Raw genomic sequence first — 25,066 nt, 5'->3', positions numbered from 1 at the left:
TTCTCTCAGTCAAAGTTTCAGAAATCGATGATTCAGTTTCAGTTGCAGGTACCAACCGGTGACCTGCAACAGGATATAAGTTACAAACAGCGCAGCGGCATTCAGCGGCTCAATCAGCATAAATACCAGGCTAAACAGTGCCACGGCCAATAAAACCTTTCCGGTTTCACTCATATAAATGTTGGCCAGTATTTCCCGTGGCGATCGCGCTTTGTTTTTTATCAGTACTCTGAGTGAAAACCAGCCTGTTGGGAGAAGGTACAGAAGCCCCCCAATAAAGGCCGAATAGGCTGTCACAAAATCTTTAAACATCAGCGCTAAGGCTAGCACGCTCGTTAGTGCCAGTTGCAGTAATAACACCCTGAAGCAAACAGCAGCAAAGCGTTTACGTTGCTTATCTCTGCCTGAACCACTTGCTAAACCAGCAGATTCTAATCGTTTCTCCTGATCCGGGCTCATCCTATCCCACTACAGCCTGATGTTAAGTGCGAAGATTATAGGGGTTTAAGCCTTATGACTCAACAGATATAGCGCTTGTCTGTTACTAAGGTATTACTAAACGACAGTTGTACAAACTTTAATCAGTCGATTTATCCAGTTGCGTTAAAATAGCATCAAGTTGCTCTTGTGAGTTGAAACTAATGCTGATTTTTCCTTTTCCCTGCGCCGTAGATGAGACCTTCACCGGTGCTGAAAAAAAACGCGATAATTGGCTGGATATATCTTTTAACGATTCACTTTGTACTGGTGGAATCGACTTTTTCGGTATTTCACCCGATTGAATTTTTTTCACCAGCAACTCGGTTTCTCTGACAGAGAGTGCTTTGGCGACCACCTGACCGGCCGCATCTATCTGTATATCAGCCTCCAGACCCAACAAGGCGCGTGCATGTCCCATTTCCAGATCGCCGTACTCGAGCATTTTTTTGACTTCATCAGTCAAATTCATCAAACGCAATAAGTTAGCGATGGAAGAACGGGATTTACCCACCGCATCGGCCACTTGTTGCTGCGTCAGTTCAAATTCGGTCTGTAAGCGACTTAGCGCAATGGCTTCTTCAATCGGATTGAGATTTTCACGCTGAATATTCTCAATCAGCGCCATGGCAATGGCGGCTTCATCCGGTACATCACGGATAATGACAGGAATGCTACTCAACCCGGCCATTTGTGTAGCGCGCCAGCGGCGTTCACCCGCGATGATTTCATAGTTGCCATTGGTCGTAGGACGCACAACAATCGGCTGCATTACCCCTTGGGTGCGAATCGATTGAGCCAGTTCTTCCAGTGCCTGAGGTTCCATATCCCGACGCGGTTGATAACGACCACGTTCAATCCGGTTCAAATCCATATGCTGCAGTTCGCCCCGAGAGGACAGAGGTTCTGCGGCCTCATGCAAAGGCGATTGCTGGTCTTCCGACATCCCGGATAACAAGGCATCCAGGCCTCTTCCCAAACCGCGTTTTTTCACCACCATTATTCGGCTTCCTGTGTTTCAGGTTGTTGCGCTGTCGATTGTTTTAATTCAGCTTCAGTACGTCGGATCAACTCTCCGGCCAGGGCTAAGTAGGCCAGGGCGCCACGTGAACTTTTATCATATTGCAGAACGGGCAAACCATGACTGGGCGCTTCAGCCAAACGTACATTACGTGGAATCACCGTACGATAAACCTTGTCGCCGAAGTACTCCACCAGATGCACAGAGACATCCTTGGTCAGACTCATGCGTGGGTCGAACATGGTTCGCAATATTCCTTCAATCTTGAGTTCCGGGTTCAGGCGTTTATGGATTTTGTCTATAGTACCGATCAACGCGCTGATCCCTTCAAGCGCGTAGTATTCACACTGCATCGGAATCAATACTCCTGCTGAGGCTGACAGCGCATTGACGGTGAGCAGATTCAGCGACGGTGGATTATCCAGTAAAATATAATCATAACGTTCATGCAGTGGCATCAGCGCCATTTTCAGCCGAAATTCACGTCGTGGCAGTTGCAGCAATTCCACTTCGGCGGCAGTAAGATCCCCATTGGCACCAATAATATCGAAACCACATGGCAGTCCGGAGACGATGCACTGCTCAGCGGTCATATCACCGATCAGCAGTTCATAAGATGAACCCTCAAGTTCATGCTTGTCGACACCACTGCCCATGGTCGCATTTCCCTGAGGGTCCAGGTCGATCAGCAATACCCGTTTTTTGGTAGCCGCCAGCGATGCCGCCAGGTTTACACAGGTTGTGGTTTTACCGACACCACCTTTTTGATTGGTAATCGTGAGAATCTTCGCCACCGTCAAGCTCTCCCTAGTATCAGCAGATGTCGTTCAGCATCGCACCCCGGAACAGTTAAAACATGGGTAGACTGCAAACTAAACCCTTCACGAAGTGTGCTGATTTCCTGTTCAGGATACAGTCCTTTCATGGCAAGAAAAATACCCTTGTCAGCACAAAGATGTGTGGTCCAGTCGAGCATATCATTCAACGACGCGAAAGCTCTGGAAATCACCGCATCGAACGGTACCGGTTGATAAGCTTCGACGCGACCTTGAACCACCGTCAGATTGTCCAATCCCAGTTCAGTTTTAACCTGTTGCTGAAAACGGGTTTTCTTGCCGTTGCTGTCAATCGTGGTTACATCGCATTCAGGTTTACAGATGGCCAGAGGAATACCGGGTAATCCTGGACCGCTGCCAACATCAATGATGCGCTCACCACTGACGTGCGCCAGGATGCTCAGACTGTCAGCCAGATGCCGGCTGATCATCGCCTCAGGTGACCTGACAGCCGTCAGGTTATAAGCCTTGTTCCACTTGATCAGCAATTCAAGATAGGCAATTAACTGATCAGCCTGAGCATCGCTAATCACTATGCCCATTTGTGCCAGTAAGCTATCCAGCTGCTGCCGATAATTACTCATAGTGCCGCCGTCCGAGCCTGTTTTGCCGCCAGCTGACGTTTTTTCAAATGCACCAGCAGTAGAGAAATTGCCGCCGGTGTCATCCCCTGAATACGGGATACCTGGGCAATACTCACCGGTTTAACCGCTTCCAGTTTACTGCGCAGTTCATTCGACAAGCCGCCGACCTGTGCATAATCGAGATCAGCGGGCAGTTGGGTATCCTCTTGTTTACGCATCTGCTCTATTTCACTGCGCTGACGCTCAATGTAACCGGCATATTTAAACGCCACCTCAACCTGTTCAGCCACAGCCGGGTCACTAACCCCTTCACCATGAAGCTCACACAGATCGACATAGCCCAGCTCAGGACGACGGATCAGGTCGGCCAGACTGTATTCACGACTCAATGGCGTAGTCAATTTATCAGCTAACTTAGCTGATTCAGGTGAGTTTGGCTGAATATAGGTGGTTTCAAGACGTTGTTTTTCCTGTTCAACCGCTTCACGTTTGCGCTCAAAAGCCTGCCAGCGCTCATCAGACACCAATCCCAGCTCGCGACCTTTTTCAGTCAGGCGCATATCGGCATTGTCTTCACGTAACACCAGACGGTATTCAGCACGACTGGTAAACATACGATAGGGCTCAGACGTGCCGTGGGTAATCAAGTCATCGACTAACACCCCAATGTAAGCTTCATCCCGGCGTGGATACCATTGGGCTTTTTCCTGAACCTGCAACGCCGCATTCATCCCTGCCAACAGTCCCTGGGCACCGGCTTCTTCATAGCCGGTGGTGCCATTGATCTGGCCGGCAAAATACAGCCCGGATATAAAGCGGGTTTCCAGGGTGTGTTTCAGATCTTGCGGATTGAAATAATCATATTCGATAGCATAGCCAGGACGGGTAATATGCGCGTTTTCAAAGCCCTTGATTGAACGTACCAGATTCAGCTGCACATCAAAGGGCAAGCTGGTGGATATGCCGTTAGGATAGAGTTCATGCGTAGTCAGACCTTCCGGCTCCACAAAAATCTGATGCTGGTCTTTATCGGCAAAGCGGTGAATTTTGTCTTCAATCGAAGGGCAGTATCTCGGTCCTATGCCTTCAATGACACCACTGTACATGGGTGAGCGATCCAATCCACCCCGAATAATTTCATGGGTTTGTGCATTGGTGTGGGTGATGTAACAACTCACCTGTTGCGGATGATCGGCCAGACTACCCATGTACGACATAACTGGAGTGGGAGTATCACCTGGTTGTTCCTGCATCACCGAAAAATCCACGCTGCGTGCATCAATACGCGGCGGGGTACCGGTTTTTAAGCGTTCAACCCGAAACGGCATTTCGCGCAAACGATGTGCAAGCGCAACGGCTGGTGGATCTCCGGCACGACCGCCTTGATAATTTTCCAGACCAATATGGATCACACCGCCGAGAAATGTACCGGCGGTCAACACCACGGTTTTTGCCTGAAAACGTATGCCACTTTGGGTAACGACACCAGCGACCTGTTCACCCTTGATGATCAGATCATCAGCAGCTTGCTGGAAAATCTGCAAGTTAGGCTGATTTTCCAGTATATGACGAATGGCGGCCTTGTAAAGAATACGATCCGCTTGAGCACGGGTAGCTCGTACAGCAGGTCCTTTACGCGCATTCAGAGTGCGGAATTGGATACCACCCAGATCTGTGGCACGCGCCATGGCACCATCGAGGGCGTCTATTTCTTTGACCAGATGACTTTTTCCGATCCCACCGATAGCCGGGTTACAGGACATCTGTCCAAGGGTTTCGATGTTATGGGTCAGCAGCAGTGTTTTTACACCCATACGAGCCGAAGCCAGTGCCGCTTCGGTACCGGCATGACCACCACCGATGACTATGACATCAAAGTGATCCGGGTAATCCAGCATTCGTTATCACCGTTAACAATTGAGCCTGACTGACAGGCGGTTATTTCAAGGGCGCTAAGTATAGCCTTCTGAACGCCGATAAGGAATGGTCAAAAAATAACCAGTGTGATTAAGTGTTTTGATATTAATAAAATAAAGTCTTTTAAGAAGAAAAGCTTATTGTTGTGTTTATAGTAAGCTAACCATCTTTCTGTGTAAAAGCATATAAAGTGTATATTTTTCATGTAATTAATTTATGGTTAACTCTGTTACTTCAGGGCTGTTTAGGGTGTGTTGCGGATGTTGAGCAGCTGTGAATAAAAGTGTTACTTACCCACAGGTGAAGTTATTCACAGTTTTATGCCAAGGTTGTTACCTGTTAATTATACATATTACACACAGGTAAAAGTGGATAAGTATTTTTTACAGCCTTATTGGTGGTAAAAATAGTAATAACCTGTGCTTTTATCCACATTTACACTAAAAACAAGGAATTAAAATTGCTTTGGGGTCAGTGGAAAACTAGGTTACACTATACAGTTAGTAAGGGTATTTCCTAGTTAACGAGGAGTGTAGCATGGTGGGTATTTGTCGTTTTTCGGTCATTTTGCTGGCCAGTCTGTGCTTTTCTGTACAGGTGATGGCTGAAAAAATTTATGTGGACAGTGTCTGGAGCCCTTATTTTGCTGTTCCTGAACTGGATCGAGCTCCGGTTTATATGACTATTACTAACTTATCCAATCACGATCGTCAGTTGTTATCAGCGACTACCGATGTTGCTGATCAGGTATTGATTCAAAGTATTATGGTAACTGGAGCTATTGGTCAGGTTACTGATATCAGTGCTGTAGTTTTACCCAGCGGTGTACCGGTTAATATGGATAACGCCGGTTTGTATCTGTTGCTGCAAGGCATTAATGAAACCTTACGTGCCGGTAGTCGCTTCAGCATGAATTTGCTGTTTGATGACGGTGAATCACAGACTGTTCGGGTTCAGGTGCGTTCGGTGGCTGTGAGTGGTGATCGGATGCTGGAAAATCTGCGCACTGATCCGATGCAGCAAGGTGGTTCGCCACGACGTTCAGAGGGTTTGGATGAAGGGGTTATGACGGATCCATTGATCCGTTAAGTAATACACTGGCACCCTCGATAGCATTATTCAGGGTGCCAGTGTTAACGATTGATCAGCTTTATATCAGCTTTCAGAAAAGGGCAGTGGTTGATTGGTTTCACGTCGCACTTCGAAAACATTTAGGGTCATCGCTACCAGGCTGTAGTAACCCAGAATACCGATCAGATCCACCAATGCCACTTCTCCTAACATGGAAACTGCTTGTTGATAGAGTGAATCAGGAATACGTTTAGTGTTATAGAGTGTACGGGTGATCTGATACACCAAGGCTTCCTCTGTATCAGCAAACACAGGCTCTTTCCCAAGGCGTATCGCTTCAGTGACTTGACTATTTATGCCGGCCTGATGGGCTATAGGTTCGTGTATTTGCCATTCGGCCTGAGATTGCCAGCAGGCTGCGGTTGTCAAAATGGCCAATTCACTTAGCCTTAACGGAATACGCGTATGGTACCGGCAGTAGGCACCCAGCTTTTGGGCATGGTCAGCCAATTCCGGGCTGTGTACCCAAGCTAAAAATGGACCATCCAGATTGCCCCTGGGCCCCTGTAAAATATTGTCTAGCACGCGTTGCTGTTCGGAGGTGGTATTTTTGGACGTTAATTCTGTCAAACGTGATTGCATTGTTTTTCCTTAAACCTGATTGAATACCTGATCTATAGATCGGCTTAGCTTATCGACTATCTCAGTGATATGCGCTTCGGTAATAATGAATGGCGGTGCCAGCAGTATATGATCGCCATCTTTGCCGTTGATGGTTCCACCCATGGGATAACACATCAGACCCTGCTGCATGGCAGCAGCTTTTATTTTGGCATGCAATTTAAGTGACGTATCAAACGGGGCTTTGGTTCCCCGATCCTTGACCAGTTCAATACCACGGAACAGACCGCGGCCACGAATATCGCCAACATGCGGGTGATCACCCAGTGCCTGGATCAGGGCTTGCTGAAGTTTTTCACCCATCAGGGTTACATTATCGAGTAAATGATCTGATTCAATCCGTTGCTGAACTGCCAAGGCCGCGGCACAGGCGGTTGCATGGCCTATATAGGTATGACCATGCTGAAAAAATCCGCTGCCATTACGCAGTGTAGCGATTATGTCTTCACTCACCAGTGTGGCACCGATAGGCTGATAACCGGCACCCAGGCCTTTAGCAATACAGATAAGATCAGGTTCAATCCCTTCCTGCGCACTGGCAAATAGCGCCCCGGTACGACCCATGCCGCACATCACTTCATCCGCAATCAGTAAAATACCGTGACGTGAGCAGATTTCGCGCATGCGCTTAAAGTAATCGGCAACCGCTGGTACGGCCCCCAGGGTAGCACCAACAACGGGTTCGGCAATAAAGGCCATGATATTGTCGCCACCGAGTTCAGTGATCTTATCTTCCAGTTCGTTGGCCAGACGCTGCACAAAATCGGTTTCAGTTTCGTCACTCAGTTGTTCGCGGTAGGCATAACATGGGCTCAGGTGGTGGATATTGATTAACAGGGGTTCAAATTGTTGACGCCGCCAAAGGTTTCCACCGGTTGCCAGAGCGCCCAGGGTGTTGCCATGGTAACTCTGACGTCGAGCGATGATGTGTTTGCGCTGTGGCTCACCTTTTTCTACAAAATACTGACGTGCCAGTTTCAGCGCAGACTCTACCGCTTCTGAACCGCCGGAAACGAAATACACCGAATTGAGAGAACCCGGTGCTCGTTCAGCCAGAAAATCAGCCAGCTGTTCCATCGGCTCAGTGGTAAAGAAAGAGCTGTGCGCGTAGGCGATAGAATCCACCTGATGTTTAATCGCTTCAATCACACTTGCATCACTGTGGCCCAGACAAGAGACAGCTGCACCGCCACAGGCATCGATGTAACGTTTATTGTCAGCATCAATAATGTACACCCCGTCACCCTTCACTGCGGTGGGATAATTTTGAAGCAAACTGCGATGCAATACATGACTCATGACACATCCTTGACCCTATTTAGGGTTGTTAAAAGTTGGCAAAAAATTCAATTAGCTAAGCCGAAAGTATAGGTCAAATTTTGAGGCTGCACGACTGGAATGATTAGAGTTTTTGTATATTTTCCAGGTTTGTTTCAGCTGTGCTTAGAATAGATTGCTGTTCTTCTTTGCTAAATTTTTGCCAGTTACGATACACCATCGCCATACGTGGATTAGCGCTAAATTTATCCGCATGTCTATGAATAAAATGCCAATAAAGACTATTGAAGGGACAGCTGTTTGCACCTGAGCGACGTTTGACATCATAGTGACAGTTTTTACAGTAATGGCTCATTTTATTCAGGTAGTTACCTGAGGCGGCATAGGGTTTACTGGCAATCAGACCGCCATCAGCAAACAGACTCATGCCTCGGGTATTAGGCAGTTCAACCCACTCTATAGCATCCATATAAATGCCCAGATACCAGTGATCAACTTCATCGGGATGGATCCCGGCAAGCAGGGTGAAATTTCCAGTGACCATCAAGCGTTGAATATGATGGGCATAGGCATGCTCTAGTGATTGCGTAATCGCATGGGCCATGCACTGCATGCGGGTTTGACCTGTCCAGTAAAAATCTGGCAAACCACGATCGGCTGATAGATAGTTTTGTTTGCTGTAATCAGGCATGTGTGCCCAATACACTGCGCGTACATATTCTCGCCAACCCAGTATCTGGCGAATAAACCCTTCAATTTGCGCTAGTGAGATAGCTTGCTGATGAGCACGCCAGTGACTTTCAGCCGCACGAATCACTTCGATTGGCTGCAGCATTTTCGTATTCAGACAAAATGACAGTCGACTGTGAAACAGGCTCCAGCCACGCTCTGTCATTGCATCCTGATACTGACCGAAGTGCGGTAAACACTGGTGTAAAAAATACTGCAATAGCTGGCGTGCCTGTTGTCGGTTAACCGGCCATATAAAATGATGCGGATCCAGGCTTCCCAGTGTTTTAACCTGATGGCGCTGCAGTCGTGCATAGATTACAGAAACATCTTCACTGAATAGCAAAGGCTCCGGTATGTCGGTGTTGTCAGGCAAACGATTACGGTTTTCACTGTCAAAGTTCCAGCGGCCTCCCAGGGGCTTACCGTCACTATCCATCAAAACATTATGGATTTTACGTAAATGTCGGTAAAAAAACTCCATCCGGCTGTGCGGTATGCTATTCCAGGCATCACGTGAGGTTAAAAAATGTTCGGTATCAGCCATTGTAGTTGGAATACTTATCGACTTAGCAAACTGACTAAGCTGTTGATCCAGGCGGTATTCATCGGGTGCCTGATAACTAAACTGGGTGATGTTATGCAGGGCTATACGATTGGCAAGTAGGTCGGGTAGATCCTTGAACTGGGCTGTTTCATCCAGAGTCAGGTAGTCAACCTGATGACCCGCTTGCTGCAAAGCTTGAGCAAACTGCTGCATAGCGGCAAAGAAGCCGGTGACCTTCTGCACATGATGAATGACATAGTTGATTTCCTGAATTAACTCAGCGATTAGGTAAACAACTTGATCATCCTGGTGTTTAAACCAGCTATGTGCCGCATTTAATTGATCACCCAGGATCAGTCGCAGTTCTTTCATAGTGTCATCGATGCTTAAAGAGTAAGACGGATTTACGTATTACAACAGAGCTTAGATCAAATATATCTGTGGATAACTCTGTTTATAATATGTAAAAAATGGCTGAAGCCATAGTTGATAACCGCATATAAGTTAATTTTTATTAGATAATTCAAGGTGTTGATTCTTTGATCTGTTGAATTAGCAAAGCGATCACTATCATTACCAGACCAACCAGTGTTGCCGGATAGATCTGCTCACCCACCAGAAAGCGCAGGAAAATCAGTGAGACAAAGGGTGAAATAAAGATCAGGTTAGATATTCGCGCGGTATTTTCAGCATAACGCATCGCCATCAGCCACAGCATAAAAGCAATACCCATTTCAAAAACGCCGACATAAATAGCGCCTAACCAGCCTTGCCAATGAATCAGATGGAAATCCGACAGCACGGCGGTAGCCAGCGTAATCATCGGCAGCGCCAGCATAAAACTCAGCGTTAGCGAAATCAGGGGGTCAGCCTGGTTACGCGTGTTGAGTATCCAATATCCCGCCCAGATAAAGGTTGAAAATAATGCCAATGCCACGCCAATGGGGTCATCAAACTGCAGGCTAAGCAGATCACCCCGGGTGGCAATGACCATGGCGCCAGCATAACCCAAAGTGATAGCAATCCAATCCTGACGGCGGATGGTTTGCCCCAGAAAAGGCACCGCCAGGAGGGTCAGGGTAATCGCCCAGGTATAGTTAAGTGTCTGTGCCTGTTGTGCTGGCAGGCGATCATAGGCTTGAAACAGTATCAGATAGTAGAGCGTTGGGTTCATTAACCCCGCCAGCAGAAAAAAGCCTGGGCGCTGTCTTAATATGGGCAGCAGTTGTGACAAGCGTCCTTGCGTAGCCAGTATTCCCAATAGCAGAGTCACCGACGTCAGTGTAGCGACCCATAACAATTGAGCAGGCGAAAAATAGTCCAGTGATAGCTTGAATGCAGTGGCCACCGTTGACCAGCAGGCAACTGCACCGAGTGCCAGTAAAACAGCTTTTTTCTGATCCTTCATGTGTGAATCAATTCCTGTAGCCAATAGAGGGGGGTAAAAATTCAGGCAGACTACGCTAAGCGTCTATACTGCATAAATCAACTGGTAACCAGATGGTAGGTTGTAGATGGATTCAGATTGCAATGACACGTTGCTGACACAGCGCTATGAATTGGAGCGTCTGATCAGCCGAATATCCTCGGCTGTGGTGATGTGTGCCTATTCAGTACTTGATACCGAAATCGAACATTGCTTGCAATGGATTGCTGAATTTACCGGTACAGATCGCAGCTATGTGTTTTTGATTCGAGATGATATCTATGCCGACAATACCCATGAGTGGTGTGCAGCGGGAATTTCGCCACAAAAACAGCAGGCGCAAAATTTTGAACTGAAGGATGAATATCCGATGGTGCAACTGATTCGTGCAAATCAGGTGGTAAATTATTCGGATGTGATGGCTCTACCTGATGCTTGTCGTATTGAGCGCGAAATTCTGGTTAGCCAGGAAATTCAATCCTTGCTGTCAGTTCCGATGATGTCCAATACCCGACTGGTAGGATTCATCGGCATCGATGCGGTGACTAGCAAACGCACTTGGACGGAAGATGAAATCTATCTGCTACGCATTGCCGGTGAGATGTTTACCCATGCATTGGAACATAAGCGGACCGAGGATTTGCTTAAGGCCAGTGAAGCCCGTTTGCGTTATGTGTTTGAGAAAATTCCGGCCATTGCGGTGCAGGGCTATGATGTAAAACGTCGGGTTTTTTTATGGAACCACGCCAGTGAGTTGCTCTATGGCTATTCTCAGGAGGAGGTACTTGGGCGTCGACTGGAAGAACTGATTATTCCACCGGAAGACCGTGATGCCGTTATTGCCGTGCATGAGCGTTGGTTACACCAGGATGATGAAATTCCCTCAGGTGAGCTGACGTTGTTGCGTAAGGACGGTAACCGTGTGCGGGTGTTTTCCAGTCATGTTATGCACACCAGTTTGGCGGGAGACAAAGAGCTTTACTGTGTTGATGTTGATCTGACCCCGCTGAAAAAAGCCCAACAGGATTTAGAAAAACTGGCCCATTATGATGCGCTGACCGGCTTGCCCAATCGAATACTCTTGTCAGACAGACTCAATCATATGATCAGTATTAGCCGTCGCACTGAAGAGCTGGTGGCGGTAGCTTACCTGGATTTAGATGGTTTCAAGCAGATAAATGACAGCCATGGTCATGCTATGGGAGATAGGGTATTACAGCAGTTATCTGAATTGATGCATCAAAGTTTGCGTGAGGAAGATACTCTGGCACGAATTGGGGGAGATGAGTTTGTCGCTGTGTTGGGTGGCTTAGCCCAGCTACAGGACTGTGAACCAGTGTTGAAACGTCTACTTGAGGCTGCCTCTAGGCCACTACAACTGGAAGGACATAACTTCAGAATTTCTGCCAGTATTGGGGTGACGATTTATCCACTGGATGATGCTGAACCGGATCAATTGATGCGCCATGCCGATCAGGCGATGTATCTGGCCAAACAAGCTGGTAAGGACCGTTATCAGCTGTTCGACATTCAGTTAGAAACCCAAATGCGGCATAAACAACAAGCGCTGAAAGCTATTTCCAAGGGGCTAGAATGTAGTGAGTTTGAACTCTATTATCAGCCTAAAATCAATATGCAAACACTGGCCTTTGAAGGTGCCGAAGCTTTGATTCGCTGGCAACATCCGCAGTGCGGGTTACTGTCCCCTGGAGCATTTTTACCTGCCACCGAAGGTCATGAACTAGAGTTGCAATTGGGAGAATGGGTATTACATGCCGCACTGGTGCAGTTGCAACGCTGGCAGTTACAAGGATTTTACTGTCCACTCAGTATCAATATTGCTGCCCAGCAGATACAGCGTCCAGAGTTTGCCGAACAACTAGAAGCTGCCTTGATGGCTTATCCACAGGTAGATGCTCGGCAACTGCAGCTTGAAATTCTGGAAACCAGTGCATTGGAGGACATGGAAATGGTCACCAGCATCCTGTCTCGTTGCCGTGAACTTGGAGTCAGCCTGGCACTGGATGACTTTGGAACCGGTTATTCCTCCCTGACCTATCTGAAACGCCTACCCATTGATTGCTTGAAAATCGATCAGGGTTTTGTCAGGGATATGCTGGCAGAACCGGATGATCTATCCATCATCCAGGGGGTACTAGGCCTGGCCAAAGCCTTTAATCTGGATGTCATTGCCGAGGGGGTAGAAACGCCAGCCCATTGTCGTCAATTGCTGGCACTGGGCTGCACTTCAGGACAAGGCTATGGCATTGCCCGCCCCATGCCAGCCAAAGAGCTGCCTGGCTGGGTGCGAGAAGCCTTGCCGGTATTGCGTTTTTAGTTCTCAAGCAAGCTCACAACCTGTGCCACAATATGCTCACCAATTGGCAAGGAAGAGGTTGCCGCCGGTGATGGCGCATTGCAGACATTCACGCTGCGACGGGTATTGATAAACAGAAAATCATCGATCAGTTTGCCATCACGGCTGACAGCCTGCGCTCGGACGCCGGCGGGATAGGGGGTCAGATCTGCCTGGGTGATGCTGGGGCAGTATTTACGCACTTCTTGGAGGTAAGCCGATTTGAACAGCGAGTTCTTCATTTCCACCAGGCCAGGACGCAGGTTGTTAGCCAACACTCTGAGAATGCCTGGATTAGTGAACATCTGCAGCAAATCCCGTGGTGATATATCCGTTTTACGATAGCCTTCGCGTTTCAGTGCCAGTACCGCATTGGGGCCTACGGTGGTGGTGCCGTCAATCATGCGGGTCAGGTGTACGCCGAGAAAGGGCATGGATGGGTCTGGAATGGGATAGATCAGATGATTGACGATCTGGTTATGCTGTTGCGGAAGCAGATAGTACTCTCCCCGGAAAGGACAGATGGTGAACTGAGGTTTCAGCCCCAGCATGCGTACTACACGATCGGCCATCAGGCCGGAACAACTGATCAGGTAACGCGTTGTGAAGCTTTCCTGCTCTGTGGAAACCTGCACTTCCTGTTGGCTTTCCTTTAGGGCATTAACGGCGTGACCATAGTGAATTTCACCACCCAACTGCAGAAACACCTGAGCCATTGCCTGGGTCACCTGGGCATAATTTACGATGCCGCTGGATGGCACAAAAATCGCGCCGATTCCGGTGATATTCGGTTCACGTTCACGCAGTGCATCGGCTGATAGCCATTCACGTTCCAGTCCATTGGCTTCGGTTCTTTCCCAGAGTGCCTGCATGCGCTGCATTTCCAGGTCATTGGTAGCAACCAGCAGTTTGCCACAAACCTCGTATCTCACCTGGTGTTCATCACAGAAAGCTTTCATGCGTCGATTACCTTCGAGGCAGAAACGTGCTTTCAGACTACCGGGTGTGTAGTAAACACCGGCATGGATCACCCCACTGTTGTGGCCTGTCTGATGCTGAGCTGGGCCGGATTCCTTTTCCAGCAGCAGAATCCGCTTATCCGGATAACTCTGTTGCAACTGCATCGCTGTGGACATGCCGAGAATACCGCCGCCAATAATGATGAAATCGTACACCCTGATGAACCTCATCTATTTGATTAAAAACCATTGTGGCGTGTTTTTTAGCCCGACTCAATCCTTTACCTGAATGGTGTTTTGCAACAGTTCCAAATAGGTTTCCAGAATCAGGTTGGGTCGCTTGCCCTTGCGGGTAATGGCAGCAAAATCGGTGGTGAACTGACGTTGGCTGGGTGCGATGGCTTGCATCCGCCTTTCCTTGACCCAACGCTCGGCATAATGGGTGGGCAGAAAGCCCAGATAACGGCCAGTGAGAATCAGAAACGCGATCCCTTCCCTATCTGTGGCGGTGGCGCTGACATAGAGTGACTGGTAATGCTTCAGCGCTTCTTCTGTTTGCGCATAAGCGGCGGCAACCACATCCATCTGGCTTAGCTCAGCGTCGGTAATGGCGTGTTTGCCGAACAAAGCATGCGCATGACTGCAATAAAGTTGTGAGGTCTCGCTGTAGAGTGGCAGGTAATTCAGCCCCGGCAGGGCCTTGATGACTGGGACTACGCCCAGATGCAAACGGCCATCCAGCACCGCCACCTCGATTTCGGCAGGTGGTGTCATGCGAATATTGATCATCACCTCGGGACCGCGTGCCTTGATATCCCCGATGGCATCAGTGATATACATCTGTGGCATGGTCACCAGGTTATCGGTGATGCCAATATTCAACTCGCCTTTTAGGTGCGCGTGCAAGCTGTTGACCTGAGTACGAAAATTTTCCAGAGCCGACAACAGTTGCAGACTGTAGGCATACACCTCCCGGCCCTCCTCTGTCAGTGAAAAGCCACTGCGGCCGCGCTGGCACAAGCGTAATGACAGGCGCTGCTCCAGGTCGGACATGGCGGTACTGATGGCGGCACGACTGATGTTCAGGTCGGCTTCTGCTGCCGCAAAGCCACCACGCTCAACGACGTTACGAAAAATCCGTAACAAGCGGATATCGGCGTCGGCGATCTGGCCAGATAAGGCGGGTTTCAATGTCTTCATGCTAATGCTTTAACAGTTAAAGGATTTTAGTTTAGCCAACCTTTTAGTTAACTAAAAGGTTAAGTAAAGATAACTAAATAAATATTTTAAAAACCTAACGGCGGGCTCACACTGGAATCACTTATCAATACTGTAGCTGTGTCGGACACCTGTGCCGGCACCTGGAGATGCCAAGATGTCGGATAACAAAGCCGCTGGTTTGAGCCGTGATCAGTTAGAAGCCTATTGGATGCCCTATACCGGCAACCGTCAGTTCAAAGACAACCCGCGCATGATTGTCGGCGCCGATGATAAATACTACATCGATGCCGAAGGTCGACGTATCTTCGATGGCCTGTCGGGCCTGTGGTGCTGTGGTGCCGGTCATAATCGCCCGGAAATTGCCGAAGCGGTGAGTCAGCAATTGAAGCAGCTGGATTACTCCCCGGCATTTCAGTTTGGTCACCCGAAAGCCTTCCAACTGGCCAACCGGGTGGTGGACTTTATGCCGGAAGGCCTGGACCATGTGTTTTTTACCGGTTCCGGTTCAGAAAGTGCCGACACCTCATTAAAAATTGCCCGTGCCTACTGGCGTAAGAAAGGCATGCCATCGAAAACCCGTCTGATTGGCCGGATCAAGGGCTATCATGGGGTGAATTTCGGCGGTATCAGCGTCGGCGGTATCGGCGCTAACCGCGCCCTGTTCGGTCAGGCGGTGGAAGCCGATCACCTGGCCCATACGGTCCTCAAAGAAAATGCCTTTACCCGTGGAATGCCGAAAACCGGTGCCGAACTGGCTAATGAACTGCTGGAACTGGTTGCCCTGCATGATGCATCCAATATAGCCGCTGTGATTGTTGAACCTATGGCGGGTTCTGCCGGTGTGATTCCACCGCCAGTGGGTTACCTGCAGCGCCTGCGCGAAATCTGTGATCAGCACAATATTTTGTTGATCTTCGATGAAGTCATCACCGCGTTTGGACGTTGTGGTAGCAAAACCGGTGCAGAAGCCTTTGGCGTTAAGCCGGATATCCTCAACATTGCCAAACAGATGACTAACGGTGCCGTTCCTATGGGCGCGGTGGTGGTACGTTCGGAGATCTATACTACCTTTATGGAACAGGGTGGACTGGACTATGTACTCGAACTGCCGCATGGTTATACCTATTCGGCGCATCCGGTGGCCTGTGCGGCTGGTTTGGCTGCACTGGATCTGCTGGAAAGTGATCAACTAATAGAGCGCTCGGCCAGTATGGCTCCGGTGTTTGAGCAGGCACTGCACAGTCTGAAAGGCACTCAGCATATCACTGATATTCGCAACTATGGTCTGGCGGGCGCTCTTACTATTGCTCCGGCTCCGGGTGAACCGCTGAAGCGGCCTTATCAGATAGCGATGAAGTGCTGGGATAAAGGCTTTTATGTCCGTTACGGTGGCGATACTATTCAGCTCGGTCTGCCTTTTACTGTGGATAAAGAAGAAATAGATTTACTGATCAATGCATTAGGCGATGCGATCAACGAAACCGAATAACCTGATTAAAGAAGCGAGACACTGATGAACCCGATTGGACACCTGATTAATGGTGCGTTGGTTACCCCGGAAGGGCGTCACCAGCCTGTGTATAACCCCTCTGCCGGGTCGGCGCATGCCGACGTACTGCTGGCCTCAAAAGCCACGGTTGAACAGGCCATTGCCAGTGCCAAAGCGGCCTTCCCGGCCTGGCGTAACACCCCACCGGCCAAACGCGCCCGGGTGATGTTTCGTTTCAAGGAACTGCTGGAAGCCAATGCGGATGAGATCGTTCGTCTGATCGGCCTGGAGCATGGCAAAATTTCTCATGATGCCATGGGTGAACTGCAGCGCGGTATCGAGAATGTCGAGTATGCCTGCTATGCCCCTGAGCTGCTTAAGGGCGAGCACAGCAAAAATGTTGGACCGGGAATCGATTCCTGGAGCGAAATGCAGCCATTGGGTGTCGTGGCCGGTATTACACCGTTCAACTTCCCGGCTATGGTGCCACTGTGGATGTATCCACTGGCGATCGTGTCGGGTAACTGCTTTATCCTTAAACCGTCGGAGCGTGACCCCTCCTCCACCCTGCTGATCGCTCAGTTACTGCAGCAGGCCGGTTTGCCTGCCGGTGTGTTGAATGTGGTCAATGGTGACAAGGAAGCTGTGGATACCCTGCTGACTCACCCGGATATTGCCGCCGTCAGCTTCGTCGGTTCCACACCGATTGCTGAGTATGTTTATCAGACGGCTTCTGCGCATGGTAAACGCTGTCAGGCGCTGGGCGGCGCTAAAAACCACGCCATCGTTATGCCGGATGCGGATATGGATAACGCCGTAGAAGCCTTGACCGGTGCGGCCTTTGGTTCGTCCGGCGAGCGTTGTATGGCAATTTCTGTGGCTGTGGCGGTCGGTGATGAAGCGGCGGATACGCTGGTTGCCAAGCTGCGTCAGCGGATGCAGAGCCTGAAAGTGGGTGCTTACTCCGATAGCAGCAATGACTTTGGTCCATTGATCACCGCAGCCCATCAAGCCAAGGTAGAAGGCTATATTCGCAGTGCTGAAGAAGAAGGCGCTGTGGTCGTGGTAGATGGCCGTAACCCGGCGGTGAATGATGCCGGTGGTTTCTTTGTCGGCGGCACTTTGATCGATCAGGTCAAGGCGGGTATGCGTTGCTACGAAGAAGAGATCTTTGGCCCAGTACTGGTGGTGGTGCGTGTGGATTCCATGCAGGCAGCGATGGATCTGATCGATGCGCATGAGTATGGCAATGGCACTTGTCTGTTCACTCGTGACGGTGAAGCGGCACGCTATTTCAGCGATAACATCCAGGTAGGTATGGTGGGTATCAACGTGCCCCTGCCGGTGCCGGTGTCTTATCACAGCTTCGGTGGCTGGAAACGTTCACTGTTTGGGGATCTGTTTGCCTATGGTCCGGATGGGGTGCGTTTCTACACCCGCCGTAAAACCATTACCCAGCGCTGGCCGTCATCCGGTGTACGCGAAGGAGCGCAGTTCTCCTTCCCGTCCTGAGCACTGATTTGATTAGCTGTTCAGAAAAGCCAGGGGCCTGATTCCGCGTTAGGGATCAGGCCTTAAAGCCTTTGAGTAATTTGGGTTCCAAAGCCACGCTGGTTTTGGCATCGGCGATCCACACCTGTCCTTCATTGATGCTGATCTGCAGTTGTAGATTACGGTCTGCCAGTGCGCCCAGCGCCTTGACGCTGTCATCGGTGATTTCCCAGACTTCCAGATTTTCGTAACGCTGCAAGGCCTGCTGATTTTGCTGCCACCAGATAGGCACACTGCGTCCGCCATAGGTATACACCTTGACGTGTCCGGCCTGCTGACTGGCTTTGCGCAGCCATTTTTCATCCACCTGTCCGAAAATAATCCACAGATCGATACCCCCATGCAGGTTGGGCGCCCAGAGTTCTGCTCCACCCTCGCCGCTGAGATCACGGGCAAACTCCAGCTGCTCTGATGCATTCAGGGCAAACGCAAGGAGTCTGATCATCAGGCGTTCATCGGTTTCCGAGGGGTGTTGTGCCAGTCGCAGGGCATAATCCTGATAGTGATGTCGATCCATATCAGCAATTTGCAACTGGGCTTTAATAACCTGGGCTTTAAGCGCCATGGGTGTCCTTTTCAGCAAGTAGAGGGGGTAAGGGGCAGTCGAGGCAGTCAGCTATGGCCCGCAGCAGCTCCGCTTCCGTCACACTGATCCGGCCATCATGGCTGGCACAGGTGACCAGCGCCTGTAACAGTGCCGGTTTGTGTAAGGGACGCAGGTGCGCCAGTTTGTTCAGATCCAGCTCCAGCTGCTTCAGACCCGGACGCTCTGATTGACTGAAATCTCCCTGCAGCTGTAGCTGCGCCGCTGCTTCCTGGTAAGCCTTGGCTGCAGTGGCTTGATCACTGTGTCCGGCGTGGGCGAACAAGGTGATTAGCCGTTGCATTTCAGGGTGACAGTCTTTCAGCTTGAAGCGTTTAGCGCTTTGGCGGCGACCTTCCAGGTGACCTATAACAATTTTACGCAATGACCACTCAAACAGACTGAGCTTGTTATCGGCGCGGATTAATAGATCCATACAGGACTTGAAGGTCTTATATTGCTCAGCCGTGAGTTGCTTCAATGCGGGCAGGGCCAGGTCTGTCAGAGGTAGTCGCAGGCGGGCATCCAGTGAGATCAGCGCGTTCAGATGCTGCTTTAACATGGCGTAGGTATCTGGATGGGCCTGCTGCTCAAGTTGTATCAGTTGTTGTTCGCGTACCTGAGCATCGTCACTGAGCAACAGACCGTAAATCAATGCTCTGGCCGAAAAAGGCTCGTGAGCGGCCGTCAGTAGTTGCTCATCCAGAGCTTGCAGCAGATTGCGGGCATAGGCCAGATGGGCGGCATCGGGATCACCCATGGCTGCCATAGAGTGCTGAGCGGCCTGATTGGCATTTACGCTGCTTGCTGCCATAGTCATAGCGGCCAAAGCCGACGCTTTCATGTCGCCTGATCCTGTTGGCTGAGCCTCGTCTTGCGAAACCTCGTTTTGCGTAGGCCGCTCAGGTTGCGGCAGCTCGCCATTCCAGCCTGGATCGACCCGCTTGATGCGTTCTTCCAGGGGTGGGTGGGTAGCCAGCAATGAAGTCAGGCCAGCGCTGCCGGAGCTGCCAAAATACATATGGCTGAATTCATTAGCACCAGGTGCATTCAGCGTAGAGCCAGCAGAATGGCCACCGATTTTTTTCAGTGCCCCGGCGATGCCCAGCGGGTTGCGGGTGTATTGAACGGCGGAGGCATCGGCGAGAAACTCACGTTGTCGGCTCACGGCGGCTTTAATCAGGTTACCAAAGAAAGAACCGGCATACCCGACAATCAATAAACCAACCCCAAGTAGCATCATCACCGCGGCGCTCTTGTCGTCACGCGAGCGGACCCGACGGTAGCGCAAACTGCTGAGCAGGAAACGTCCGATCAGGCCGAGTAGCAAAATACCATAGAGCCAGGAAATAAGGCGGATATTCAGGCGCATATCACCGTGGAGTATATGGCTGAACTCATGGGCAATGACCCCCTGCAGCTCGTCACGACTAAGCAGTTCAATGGCGCCACGGGTAATGCCGATAACCGCATCCTGAGGGTTAAATCCCGCCGCAAAGGCATTAATTGAATCATCATCCAACAAGTACACAGGAGGAACGGCAATGCCCGAAGCCAGCGCCATCTCCTCTACCACATTGAGTATGCGCTGTTCATTGGCATCGCGGGTAGCGGTATTGAGCAAACGGCCGCCAAGGGCTTCGGCTACCGTATGACCACCACTGCCCAGTTGCATCCGCCGGAACAAGGACCCCAGTAACACCACGGCACAAACGGCCAGAGCGATACCTCCAAGTAATGGAAGCTGCTCTGTAGAAAATACCTGACTGACGGAGGGCAATTGCCCTTGCCCTGTAGATCCCGCTGAGCCTTGCTGAAAATATAGAAACACCCCAACCGCCAGGGTCAGGGTGAGTATCAGGCTGATGACACCCAGAATAAACAATAGAACCAATTGCAGTGTTTTGCGTCTGGCGCGGTCTTGGTGTTCAAAAAAGTTCATTGGGATTAAAAGGACACTTTGGGTGCCGCCTGAATTTCGGCACTGTCTTCAAACTCCAACAATGACGCATCTTCCGCATGACCAAAGGTGGTGGCAAATACCCGCTGTGGAAAACTCTGCTTGTAGGTATTGTAAGCCATAACCGCATCATTGAACGCCTGACGTGCAAAGGATACACGATTCTCAGTAGTGATCAGCTCTTCGGATAACTGCTGCATATTTTCAGACGCTTTCAGATCCGGATAGGCTTCCATGGTCACCTTGAGCCCACTCAGTGCACTTTGCAGAGCGCCTTCTGAACTCATCAACTGACCGATGGCGGCCGCATTCCCAGGGTTGGATGCCGCGGCTTGTAAACTGGCCATAGCGGTATTGCGGGCGGCAGTAACCGCTTCCAGCGTTTCTCGCTCATGCTGCATATAACCCTTGGCGGTTTCCACCAGGTTAGGAATCAGGTCATAGCGACGTTTCAACTGGACTTCAATTTGTGAAAAGGCATTTTCAAAGCGGTTCTTCAATGCCACCAGGCGGTTAAAAATACTGATGACATAGAAGACAACAACGGCGACAACCACAATGAAGATAATCGTAGACAGTTCCATGCGCGGTATCCTTGCGTTGGGGGTGGGTTCATGCCATTGGTCAGGCCGCAGCCGAACACCAATGTGATGCTTGGTATTCTTAAGCAATTGAGTGGTGTTGTCCAGTCTGTAGGGGGCCAGACTATGTATGTCAACTTAGCACTCAGAGGTCAGGCATTTATTAATCCAAGCGGTGCAATTTTAGCCTCTGCTTGAATATTTTGTTTACAAGGTACAGGGCAATATTGAACTGAAGAGTGTCTCATAGTGATTACCTTCTAATCCTTGCACTGTCGACTAATCTGTCCCAAATCTGGTCGGCTTTTTCTCGAGTATAGGGTTCAGCTCCAAAGGGTCGTCTTCGATCAAAATAACGAACATCCAGAGATAGCCCAAATTGTTGATCTGTCGTTTGCTGACCAACGGAAGCCATATAGAAGATTTCACGCCCGTAATCTTTACCATACCGGCCAGGAAGACCAGCAATGGTAATTCTGCTGCCTATATTACTTTGAGCGGCTTCAAGATCGAGTTTTCTTTCACCGGGTTTTCGAAGGCTAAAACTGATCCGAACACCTATAGGATCCTCGTTTGGAAGCCGAAAGGTTGCACCCTGAACTTCCCCCTCAGGGGGCAGTGCAATAAATGCACCCTCTACACAGCTTCCTTCACCTTTGGGGATCTCGTCAGGTTCACGAGGTCGGGTCGCGTTAGCGACCCTGAGTAATTTTTGGCGTTGCGTATCGGCGTCAGTTTCATCCATCACGATGGCGGCACGGAAAACTACTCCTTGAGATGAAAAAAAGGCGTCCTCAAACCATACATCCCCAGACTCTATGCCTAGTACGGAAAAGTCACCATGTCTTGAAATGATAAAAACACCACCTACTATCTCAGATGCTCGGTAAACCTGAGTTGTACCACTAACTGTGAATGCTCTATCTTGCAAGGCTTTAATCCGCTCTCGCCAAATTCGTTCAGCCTCTTCATGCCCACCCGGCCCCAAGCGTTCAAATTCACTCACATAGGCCCATCCACCCTGACTGACGAGCTCAAAGCTGACAGGTATATCAATCAATAAACGGCCTATACAGTAGGTTTTGAATTCATCAGCGTTAGCCATGGTAGATGCTCCCAAGAGTATGAGTAGCCACAGGAGGCGTGGCTTAAGTTGGATAAGGGTCATGAGCTCGAATCCTTAATCAAGTTATTCACGTGCCAAAGACGTATAGCCGGCCCCTGAGCGCTTTCTTTGAATATAGCCAGCGCCTGATCAGCAAGGCCGAGTGAATAGGCATGCGTATAGCGATCTATGGCTTCTTGGCGCTTTTGTTTGTCAGAAAAGCCTTCCGTACGTAAAAATGCTAGCAAGTTGAGTAAGTGCGCTTGATCCGGTGCCGGTGGTGTAAATTCATTATCAGCAAAATGTTTTAGCGCATTATCGATCATCAGCTGGTCTTGAAACTGTTCAAGATGCGTATCGAAAGCCGTTAAGATTTCCTCAGTTATTTTAGCGGGTACTGTTGGCTGTCCATGACGATCGGGATGCCGTTTAAAGGTGATAACCTTGTTGTCTTCGGGAAGGGGGATAAGCCAATATTGCCCTAAATAACTGGTGTCCTGAAGGAGCGCTTCAGCCAGCTCGGCGGGTTGGCCATGGGTTAAAGCCGGAAGGCTGGTTTTTTCCCAAAAGCGAAAAAAGTACCCTTTACCCTGTGCATTTTGTAAGCGGGTAAACTTGCGCAGATGATGCCGCAGCGCTGAAAACTCGGCGCGTGTCCGGATGAAGATACCGAGTGACTTTTCCCATAGTCCAAGAATGCCTTGGGGACCGGTGAATAATTGTTGGGTAAATCGATGCCCTTGCTCCAGCTCGACCAGGTAAGGTGCATGATGGCTAATCTCATCCTGTAGAGTACCTTGAAACAGTGACTCATAGTGAAAGCCTGACGCCTGCAAAAGATCGGGCAGTAAGTAAGGCATTTTTGCAGCATCCAGCAATGCATAGGTTTTCATTACGGGTAAAGCTTGCTGATAATGAAGTTGCTCAGCATCGGTAGGGGTTGGCTGACCAAACAAAGCATCACTCAGAATATCAGGTACATATTTTTTGGGATCGAGACCTAGCTGACTATCTAACGGTTCGATTGGCTCCAGGTGTTCAATTTCAAGAATATTGACCCCTGGCTGTGGCGTCTTGTTCAGCGGTTCAAGAGGACCCAGCACGATGGGACAGGCTTCGCTTAAACTGCATAACAGCACATCACCCCATTCGTCAGGGTGTTTTAAAAGCCACTGGTCGGCTGGAAGAACATCGTTAACCCAATGTAACCAATAGCCATTTTTGGCAATTTCTGTAGAAATTAAGGACTCAAACTCATTGGCATGATTGCAGAGTGCTGCACTGATGAGTGTAAAAAGATTATCACCATGAGTTAGGTGACAGAAGCCGAGATAAGGTTTCATATCAAGAGGCGTATCCCTAGCCAAAACATAAAGTCCATGTATTTTGTATAGCTATTGAATATTCACATAGGGGGTTAGCCTTTGTCAATTGTTGGATAGCCGAATAGCATAGATGTGGTCGCATACAATATATAGATTATTAAACCCATTTTTATTTTGTTGCCGAGGGGGTGAGTTGTGTTGCTTTTCAGGGTAAGTAATACTGGCGCTGGTGATGACTGATCTGATCAGTATGAATTGAGTTATCCTAAGCAAATAAAGGAATTCCTGTGATTGAACATCAACCTTCACAACACCGCTTTGTCATGACTGAAGCCGGTGTTGATGCGGTTCTGGATTATGCTCTTCGTGGAAACCAGATAGATTTTACCCATACCTATGTACCGGAATCTCTGCGGGGCCGGGGTATAGCTGAACAGCTGGTGCGTGCCGGGTTGGCCTGGGCACGTGAGCAGGATTACCAGATTGAAGCCAGTTGCTGGTATGTGGATAAGTTTCTGAAACGGGAGGCTCAGCATGGCTGATGTGGTTGTAACAGATCTGTTTATCTATCCGGTGAAATCCTGTGCGCCGCTACGGGTGAGCCGTGCCTGGGTGGGACCGCAGGGATTGGATGCTGACCGGCGTTATATGGTGACTGATCCTGCTGGGCAGTTTATTACCGCACGACGTTATCCGGCTTTAACTCATCTGCTGGCTACCCCTGTGGGAGCCGGGTTGATGCTGGCGGCTGAAGGCTTTCCCGCACTGCAGCTGCAACCGGCTGACTTTCCTGAGGTGTATCAGGATGTTGTGGTCTGGAAGCAGACGGTTGCCGCCCAGTCCTGTGGTGCCAGTGCTAATGCCTGGATCAGCCGATTCCTCGGTATTGACTGCCAACTGGTGTATTTTGGTCAGCAAAGCCAACGGCCAGTTAAGGATTGTGACGATGCACAGGTGGGTTTTGCGGATGGCTACCCGCTGTTGCTAACCTCCGAGGCATCGCTTGACTGGTTGCAGACACGTTGCCCTGTGCCTGTGGATAAGCAGCAGTTCAGAGCTAATCTGGTGGTGTCCGGTAGTCTTCCGTTTGCCGAAGATGGTTGGCTGGATATTGCCATCGGTGATGTGCGCCTTCGTGCTCATGCACCCTGTGAGCGTTGTAAGTTGATTACTCTGCCACCCGGCAGTCGCGAGTTTGATCAGACACAGGAGCCTTTGCGGACGTTGCTGGCGCATCGACGGCTGGAAAAGGGAGGTGCTATCTTTGGGCAGAATCTGCTGGTGCTGCAGCCGGGCATTATTACTACAGGGATGAAGCTGGAGGTGCTCTCGAACAAAGCACCTCCGGTATTGCGTGGATCATGATCGG

Annotated in this window: 22 protein-coding genes; 6 read left to right on the top strand and 16 right to left on the bottom strand. The window is 49.8% G+C overall.

Translation table 11 applies throughout. The features are described from left to right. Positions 1 to 9: 9 nt before the first annotated feature. From ACN0R1_RS01990 to mnmG, 5 genes are all read right to left on the bottom strand, one after another. Positions 10 to 459 (bottom strand): ATP synthase subunit I, encoded by a 450-nt coding sequence (locus ACN0R1_RS01990; protein WP_417579379.1) that lies wholly within the window; start codon positions 457 to 459, stop codon positions 10 to 12. Positions 460 to 577: 118 nt separating this feature from the next. Beyond that, entirely contained in the window at positions 578 to 1,477 is a 900-nt protein-coding gene (locus tag ACN0R1_RS01985) for a ParB/RepB/Spo0J family partition protein (RefSeq protein ID WP_417579377.1), read from the bottom strand. Further along, positions 1,477 to 2,292: a ParA family protein gene (locus ACN0R1_RS01980; protein ID WP_417579375.1), complete on the bottom strand. Its 816-nt coding sequence runs from the start codon at positions 2,290 to 2,292 to the stop codon at positions 1,477 to 1,479. Before ACN0R1_RS01980 ends, ACN0R1_RS01985 begins: the two co-directional genes overlap by 1 nt. A gap of 2 nt (positions 2,293 to 2,294) precedes the next feature. Beyond that, a complete protein-coding gene (gene rsmG, locus ACN0R1_RS01975) occupies positions 2,295 to 2,918 on the bottom strand; it encodes a 16S rRNA (guanine(527)-N(7))-methyltransferase RsmG (protein WP_417579373.1) in 624 nt (207 codons plus the stop codon). Continuing rightward, positions 2,915 to 4,813 (bottom strand): tRNA uridine-5-carboxymethylaminomethyl(34) synthesis enzyme MnmG, encoded by a 1,899-nt coding sequence (gene mnmG / locus ACN0R1_RS01970; protein ID WP_417579445.1) that lies wholly within the window; start codon positions 4,811 to 4,813, stop codon positions 2,915 to 2,917. The genes rsmG and mnmG overlap by 4 nt, the downstream gene beginning before the upstream one ends. Positions 4,814 to 5,372: 559 nt before the next feature. Here mnmG and ACN0R1_RS01965 point away from each other — a divergent pair. Next, positions 5,373 to 5,924 (top strand): copper chaperone PCu(A)C, encoded by a 552-nt coding sequence (locus ACN0R1_RS01965; RefSeq protein ID WP_417579371.1) that lies wholly within the window; start codon positions 5,373 to 5,375, stop codon positions 5,922 to 5,924. A gap of 66 nt (positions 5,925 to 5,990) precedes the next feature. On the opposite strand, the gene ACN0R1_RS01960 is transcribed toward ACN0R1_RS01965, so the two are convergent. From ACN0R1_RS01960 to ACN0R1_RS01945, 4 genes are all read right to left on the bottom strand, one after another. Continuing rightward, on the bottom strand, positions 5,991 to 6,548 hold the full coding sequence (locus ACN0R1_RS01960; protein WP_417579369.1) for a carboxymuconolactone decarboxylase family protein: 558 nt from the start codon (positions 6,546 to 6,548) through the stop codon (positions 5,991 to 5,993). 9 nt (positions 6,549 to 6,557) lie between these two features. Then, positions 6,558 to 7,886, bottom strand: a complete 1,329-nt coding sequence (locus ACN0R1_RS01955; RefSeq protein ID WP_417579367.1) for an aspartate aminotransferase family protein — start codon at positions 7,884 to 7,886, stop codon at positions 6,558 to 6,560. 103 nt (positions 7,887 to 7,989) lie between these two features. Continuing rightward, complete coding sequence (locus ACN0R1_RS01950; RefSeq protein WP_417579365.1) at positions 7,990 to 9,513, bottom strand: cryptochrome/photolyase family protein; 1,524 nt, start codon at positions 9,511 to 9,513, stop codon at positions 7,990 to 7,992. 151 nt (positions 9,514 to 9,664) lie between these two features. Beyond that, a complete protein-coding gene (locus tag ACN0R1_RS01945; RefSeq protein ID WP_417579363.1) occupies positions 9,665 to 10,549 on the bottom strand; it encodes a DMT family transporter in 885 nt (294 codons plus the stop codon). 106 nt (positions 10,550 to 10,655) lie between these two features. Here ACN0R1_RS01945 and ACN0R1_RS01940 point away from each other — a divergent pair, with 106 nt between their 5' ends. Further along, positions 10,656 to 12,905 carry an EAL domain-containing protein gene (locus tag ACN0R1_RS01940; RefSeq protein ID WP_417579361.1) on the top strand — a complete coding sequence of 750 codons (2,250 nt, stop codon included), beginning with the start codon at positions 10,656 to 10,658 and terminating at the stop codon, positions 12,903 to 12,905. Here ACN0R1_RS01940 and lhgO read toward each other — a convergent pair. Next, positions 12,902 to 14,098, bottom strand: a complete 1,197-nt coding sequence (gene lhgO / locus ACN0R1_RS01935) for an L-2-hydroxyglutarate oxidase (RefSeq protein WP_417579359.1) — start codon at positions 14,096 to 14,098, stop codon at positions 12,902 to 12,904. The two genes, ACN0R1_RS01940 and lhgO, sit on opposite strands and share 4 nt — an antisense overlap. A gap of 57 nt (positions 14,099 to 14,155) precedes the next feature. Then, positions 14,156 to 15,082, bottom strand: a complete 927-nt coding sequence (locus ACN0R1_RS01930) for a LysR family transcriptional regulator (protein ID WP_417579357.1) — start codon at positions 15,080 to 15,082, stop codon at positions 14,156 to 14,158. A gap of 175 nt (positions 15,083 to 15,257) precedes the next feature. On the opposite strand from ACN0R1_RS01930, the gene ACN0R1_RS01925 reads away from it, so the two are divergent. Further along, entirely contained in the window at positions 15,258 to 16,592 is a 1,335-nt protein-coding gene (locus ACN0R1_RS01925) for an aspartate aminotransferase family protein (RefSeq protein WP_417579355.1), read from the top strand. Positions 16,593 to 16,616: 24 nt separating this feature from the next. Beyond that, positions 16,617 to 18,104, top strand: coding sequence for a CoA-acylating methylmalonate-semialdehyde dehydrogenase (locus ACN0R1_RS01920; RefSeq protein WP_417579353.1), 1,488 nt, complete (start codon positions 16,617 to 16,619; stop codon positions 18,102 to 18,104). Between the two features lie 55 nt (positions 18,105 to 18,159). Here ACN0R1_RS01920 and ACN0R1_RS01915 read toward each other — a convergent pair whose 3' ends face one another. From ACN0R1_RS01915 to ACN0R1_RS01895, 5 genes are all read right to left on the bottom strand, one after another. Beyond that, entirely contained in the window at positions 18,160 to 18,708 is a 549-nt protein-coding gene (locus ACN0R1_RS01915; RefSeq protein ID WP_417579351.1) for a YaeQ family protein, read from the bottom strand. Then, positions 18,698 to 20,668, bottom strand: a complete 1,971-nt coding sequence (locus ACN0R1_RS01910) for a M48 family metallopeptidase (protein WP_417579349.1) — start codon at positions 20,666 to 20,668, stop codon at positions 18,698 to 18,700. Before ACN0R1_RS01910 ends, ACN0R1_RS01915 begins: the two co-directional genes overlap by 11 nt. Positions 20,669 to 20,673: 5 nt before the next feature. Beyond that, a complete protein-coding gene (locus ACN0R1_RS01905; protein ID WP_417579347.1) occupies positions 20,674 to 21,270 on the bottom strand; it encodes a LemA family protein in 597 nt (198 codons plus the stop codon). A gap of 250 nt (positions 21,271 to 21,520) precedes the next feature. Next, positions 21,521 to 22,372 (bottom strand): hypothetical protein, encoded by an 852-nt coding sequence (locus tag ACN0R1_RS01900; RefSeq protein ID WP_417579345.1) that lies wholly within the window; start codon positions 22,370 to 22,372, stop codon positions 21,521 to 21,523. A 59-nt stretch (positions 22,373 to 22,431) separates the two neighbouring features. Beyond that, entirely contained in the window at positions 22,432 to 23,715 is a 1,284-nt protein-coding gene (locus ACN0R1_RS01895; protein ID WP_417579343.1) for a DUF4123 domain-containing protein, read from the bottom strand. Positions 23,716 to 23,984: 269 nt separating this feature from the next. Between ACN0R1_RS01895 and ACN0R1_RS01890 the strand changes: the two genes are divergently transcribed. Together ACN0R1_RS01890 and ACN0R1_RS01885 are read left to right on the top strand one after the other, a co-directional pair. Beyond that, positions 23,985 to 24,239, top strand: a complete 255-nt coding sequence (locus ACN0R1_RS01890) for a GNAT family N-acetyltransferase (protein ID WP_225307476.1) — start codon at positions 23,985 to 23,987, stop codon at positions 24,237 to 24,239. Continuing rightward, on the top strand, positions 24,232 to 25,062 hold the full coding sequence (locus ACN0R1_RS01885; protein ID WP_417579341.1) for an MOSC domain-containing protein: 831 nt from the start codon (positions 24,232 to 24,234) through the stop codon (positions 25,060 to 25,062). The genes ACN0R1_RS01890 and ACN0R1_RS01885 overlap by 8 nt, the downstream gene beginning before the upstream one ends. Positions 25,063 to 25,066: the final 4 nt, after the last annotated feature.

This window comes from Nitrincola sp. (assembly GCF_048264025.1).
In the GTDB taxonomy this organism is placed as follows: Bacteria; Pseudomonadota; Gammaproteobacteria; order Pseudomonadales; family Balneatricaceae; genus Nitrincola.
This window is presented reverse-complemented; position numbering and strand designations above follow the sequence as displayed.

Excerpts from the sequence above, each read along its gene's own strand:
- ACN0R1_RS01925 (WP_417579355.1), top strand. The coding sequence starts at position 15,258 with ATGTCGGATAACAAAGCCGCTGGTTTGAGCCGTGATCAGTTAGAAGCC.
- ACN0R1_RS01990 (WP_417579379.1), bottom strand. The coding sequence starts at position 459 with ATGAGCCCGGATCAGGAGAAACGATTAGAATCTGCTGGTTTAGCAAGT.
- ACN0R1_RS01950 (WP_417579365.1), bottom strand. The coding sequence starts at position 9,513 with ATGAAAGAACTGCGACTGATCCTGGGTGATCAATTAAATGCGGCACAT.
- ACN0R1_RS01910 (WP_417579349.1), bottom strand. The coding sequence starts at position 20,668 with ATGAACTTTTTTGAACACCAAGACCGCGCCAGACGCAAAACACTGCAA.
- ACN0R1_RS01960 (WP_417579369.1), bottom strand. The coding sequence starts at position 6,548 with ATGCAATCACGTTTGACAGAATTAACGTCCAAAAATACCACCTCCGAA.
- ACN0R1_RS01920 (WP_417579353.1), top strand. The coding sequence starts at position 16,617 with ATGAACCCGATTGGACACCTGATTAATGGTGCGTTGGTTACCCCGGAA.
- ACN0R1_RS01905 (WP_417579347.1), bottom strand. The coding sequence starts at position 21,270 with ATGGAACTGTCTACGATTATCTTCATTGTGGTTGTCGCCGTTGTTGTC.
- ACN0R1_RS01915 (WP_417579351.1), bottom strand. The coding sequence starts at position 18,708 with ATGGCGCTTAAAGCCCAGGTTATTAAAGCCCAGTTGCAAATTGCTGAT.
- ACN0R1_RS01955 (WP_417579367.1), bottom strand. The coding sequence starts at position 7,886 with ATGAGTCATGTATTGCATCGCAGTTTGCTTCAAAATTATCCCACCGCA.
- ACN0R1_RS01930 (WP_417579357.1), bottom strand. The coding sequence starts at position 15,082 with ATGAAGACATTGAAACCCGCCTTATCTGGCCAGATCGCCGACGCCGAT.
- ACN0R1_RS01940 (WP_417579361.1), top strand. The coding sequence starts at position 10,656 with ATGGATTCAGATTGCAATGACACGTTGCTGACACAGCGCTATGAATTG.
- ACN0R1_RS01985 (WP_417579377.1), bottom strand. The coding sequence starts at position 1,477 with ATGGTGGTGAAAAAACGCGGTTTGGGAAGAGGCCTGGATGCCTTGTTA.
- ACN0R1_RS01885 (WP_417579341.1), top strand. The coding sequence starts at position 24,232 with ATGGCTGATGTGGTTGTAACAGATCTGTTTATCTATCCGGTGAAATCC.
- ACN0R1_RS01895 (WP_417579343.1), bottom strand. The coding sequence starts at position 23,715 with ATGAAACCTTATCTCGGCTTCTGTCACCTAACTCATGGTGATAATCTT.
- ACN0R1_RS01900 (WP_417579345.1), bottom strand. The coding sequence starts at position 22,372 with ATGGCTAACGCTGATGAATTCAAAACCTACTGTATAGGCCGTTTATTG.
- rsmG (WP_417579373.1), bottom strand. The coding sequence starts at position 2,918 with ATGAGTAATTATCGGCAGCAGCTGGATAGCTTACTGGCACAAATGGGC.
- ACN0R1_RS01965 (WP_417579371.1), top strand. The coding sequence starts at position 5,373 with ATGGTGGGTATTTGTCGTTTTTCGGTCATTTTGCTGGCCAGTCTGTGC.
- ACN0R1_RS01945 (WP_417579363.1), bottom strand. The coding sequence starts at position 10,549 with ATGAAGGATCAGAAAAAAGCTGTTTTACTGGCACTCGGTGCAGTTGCC.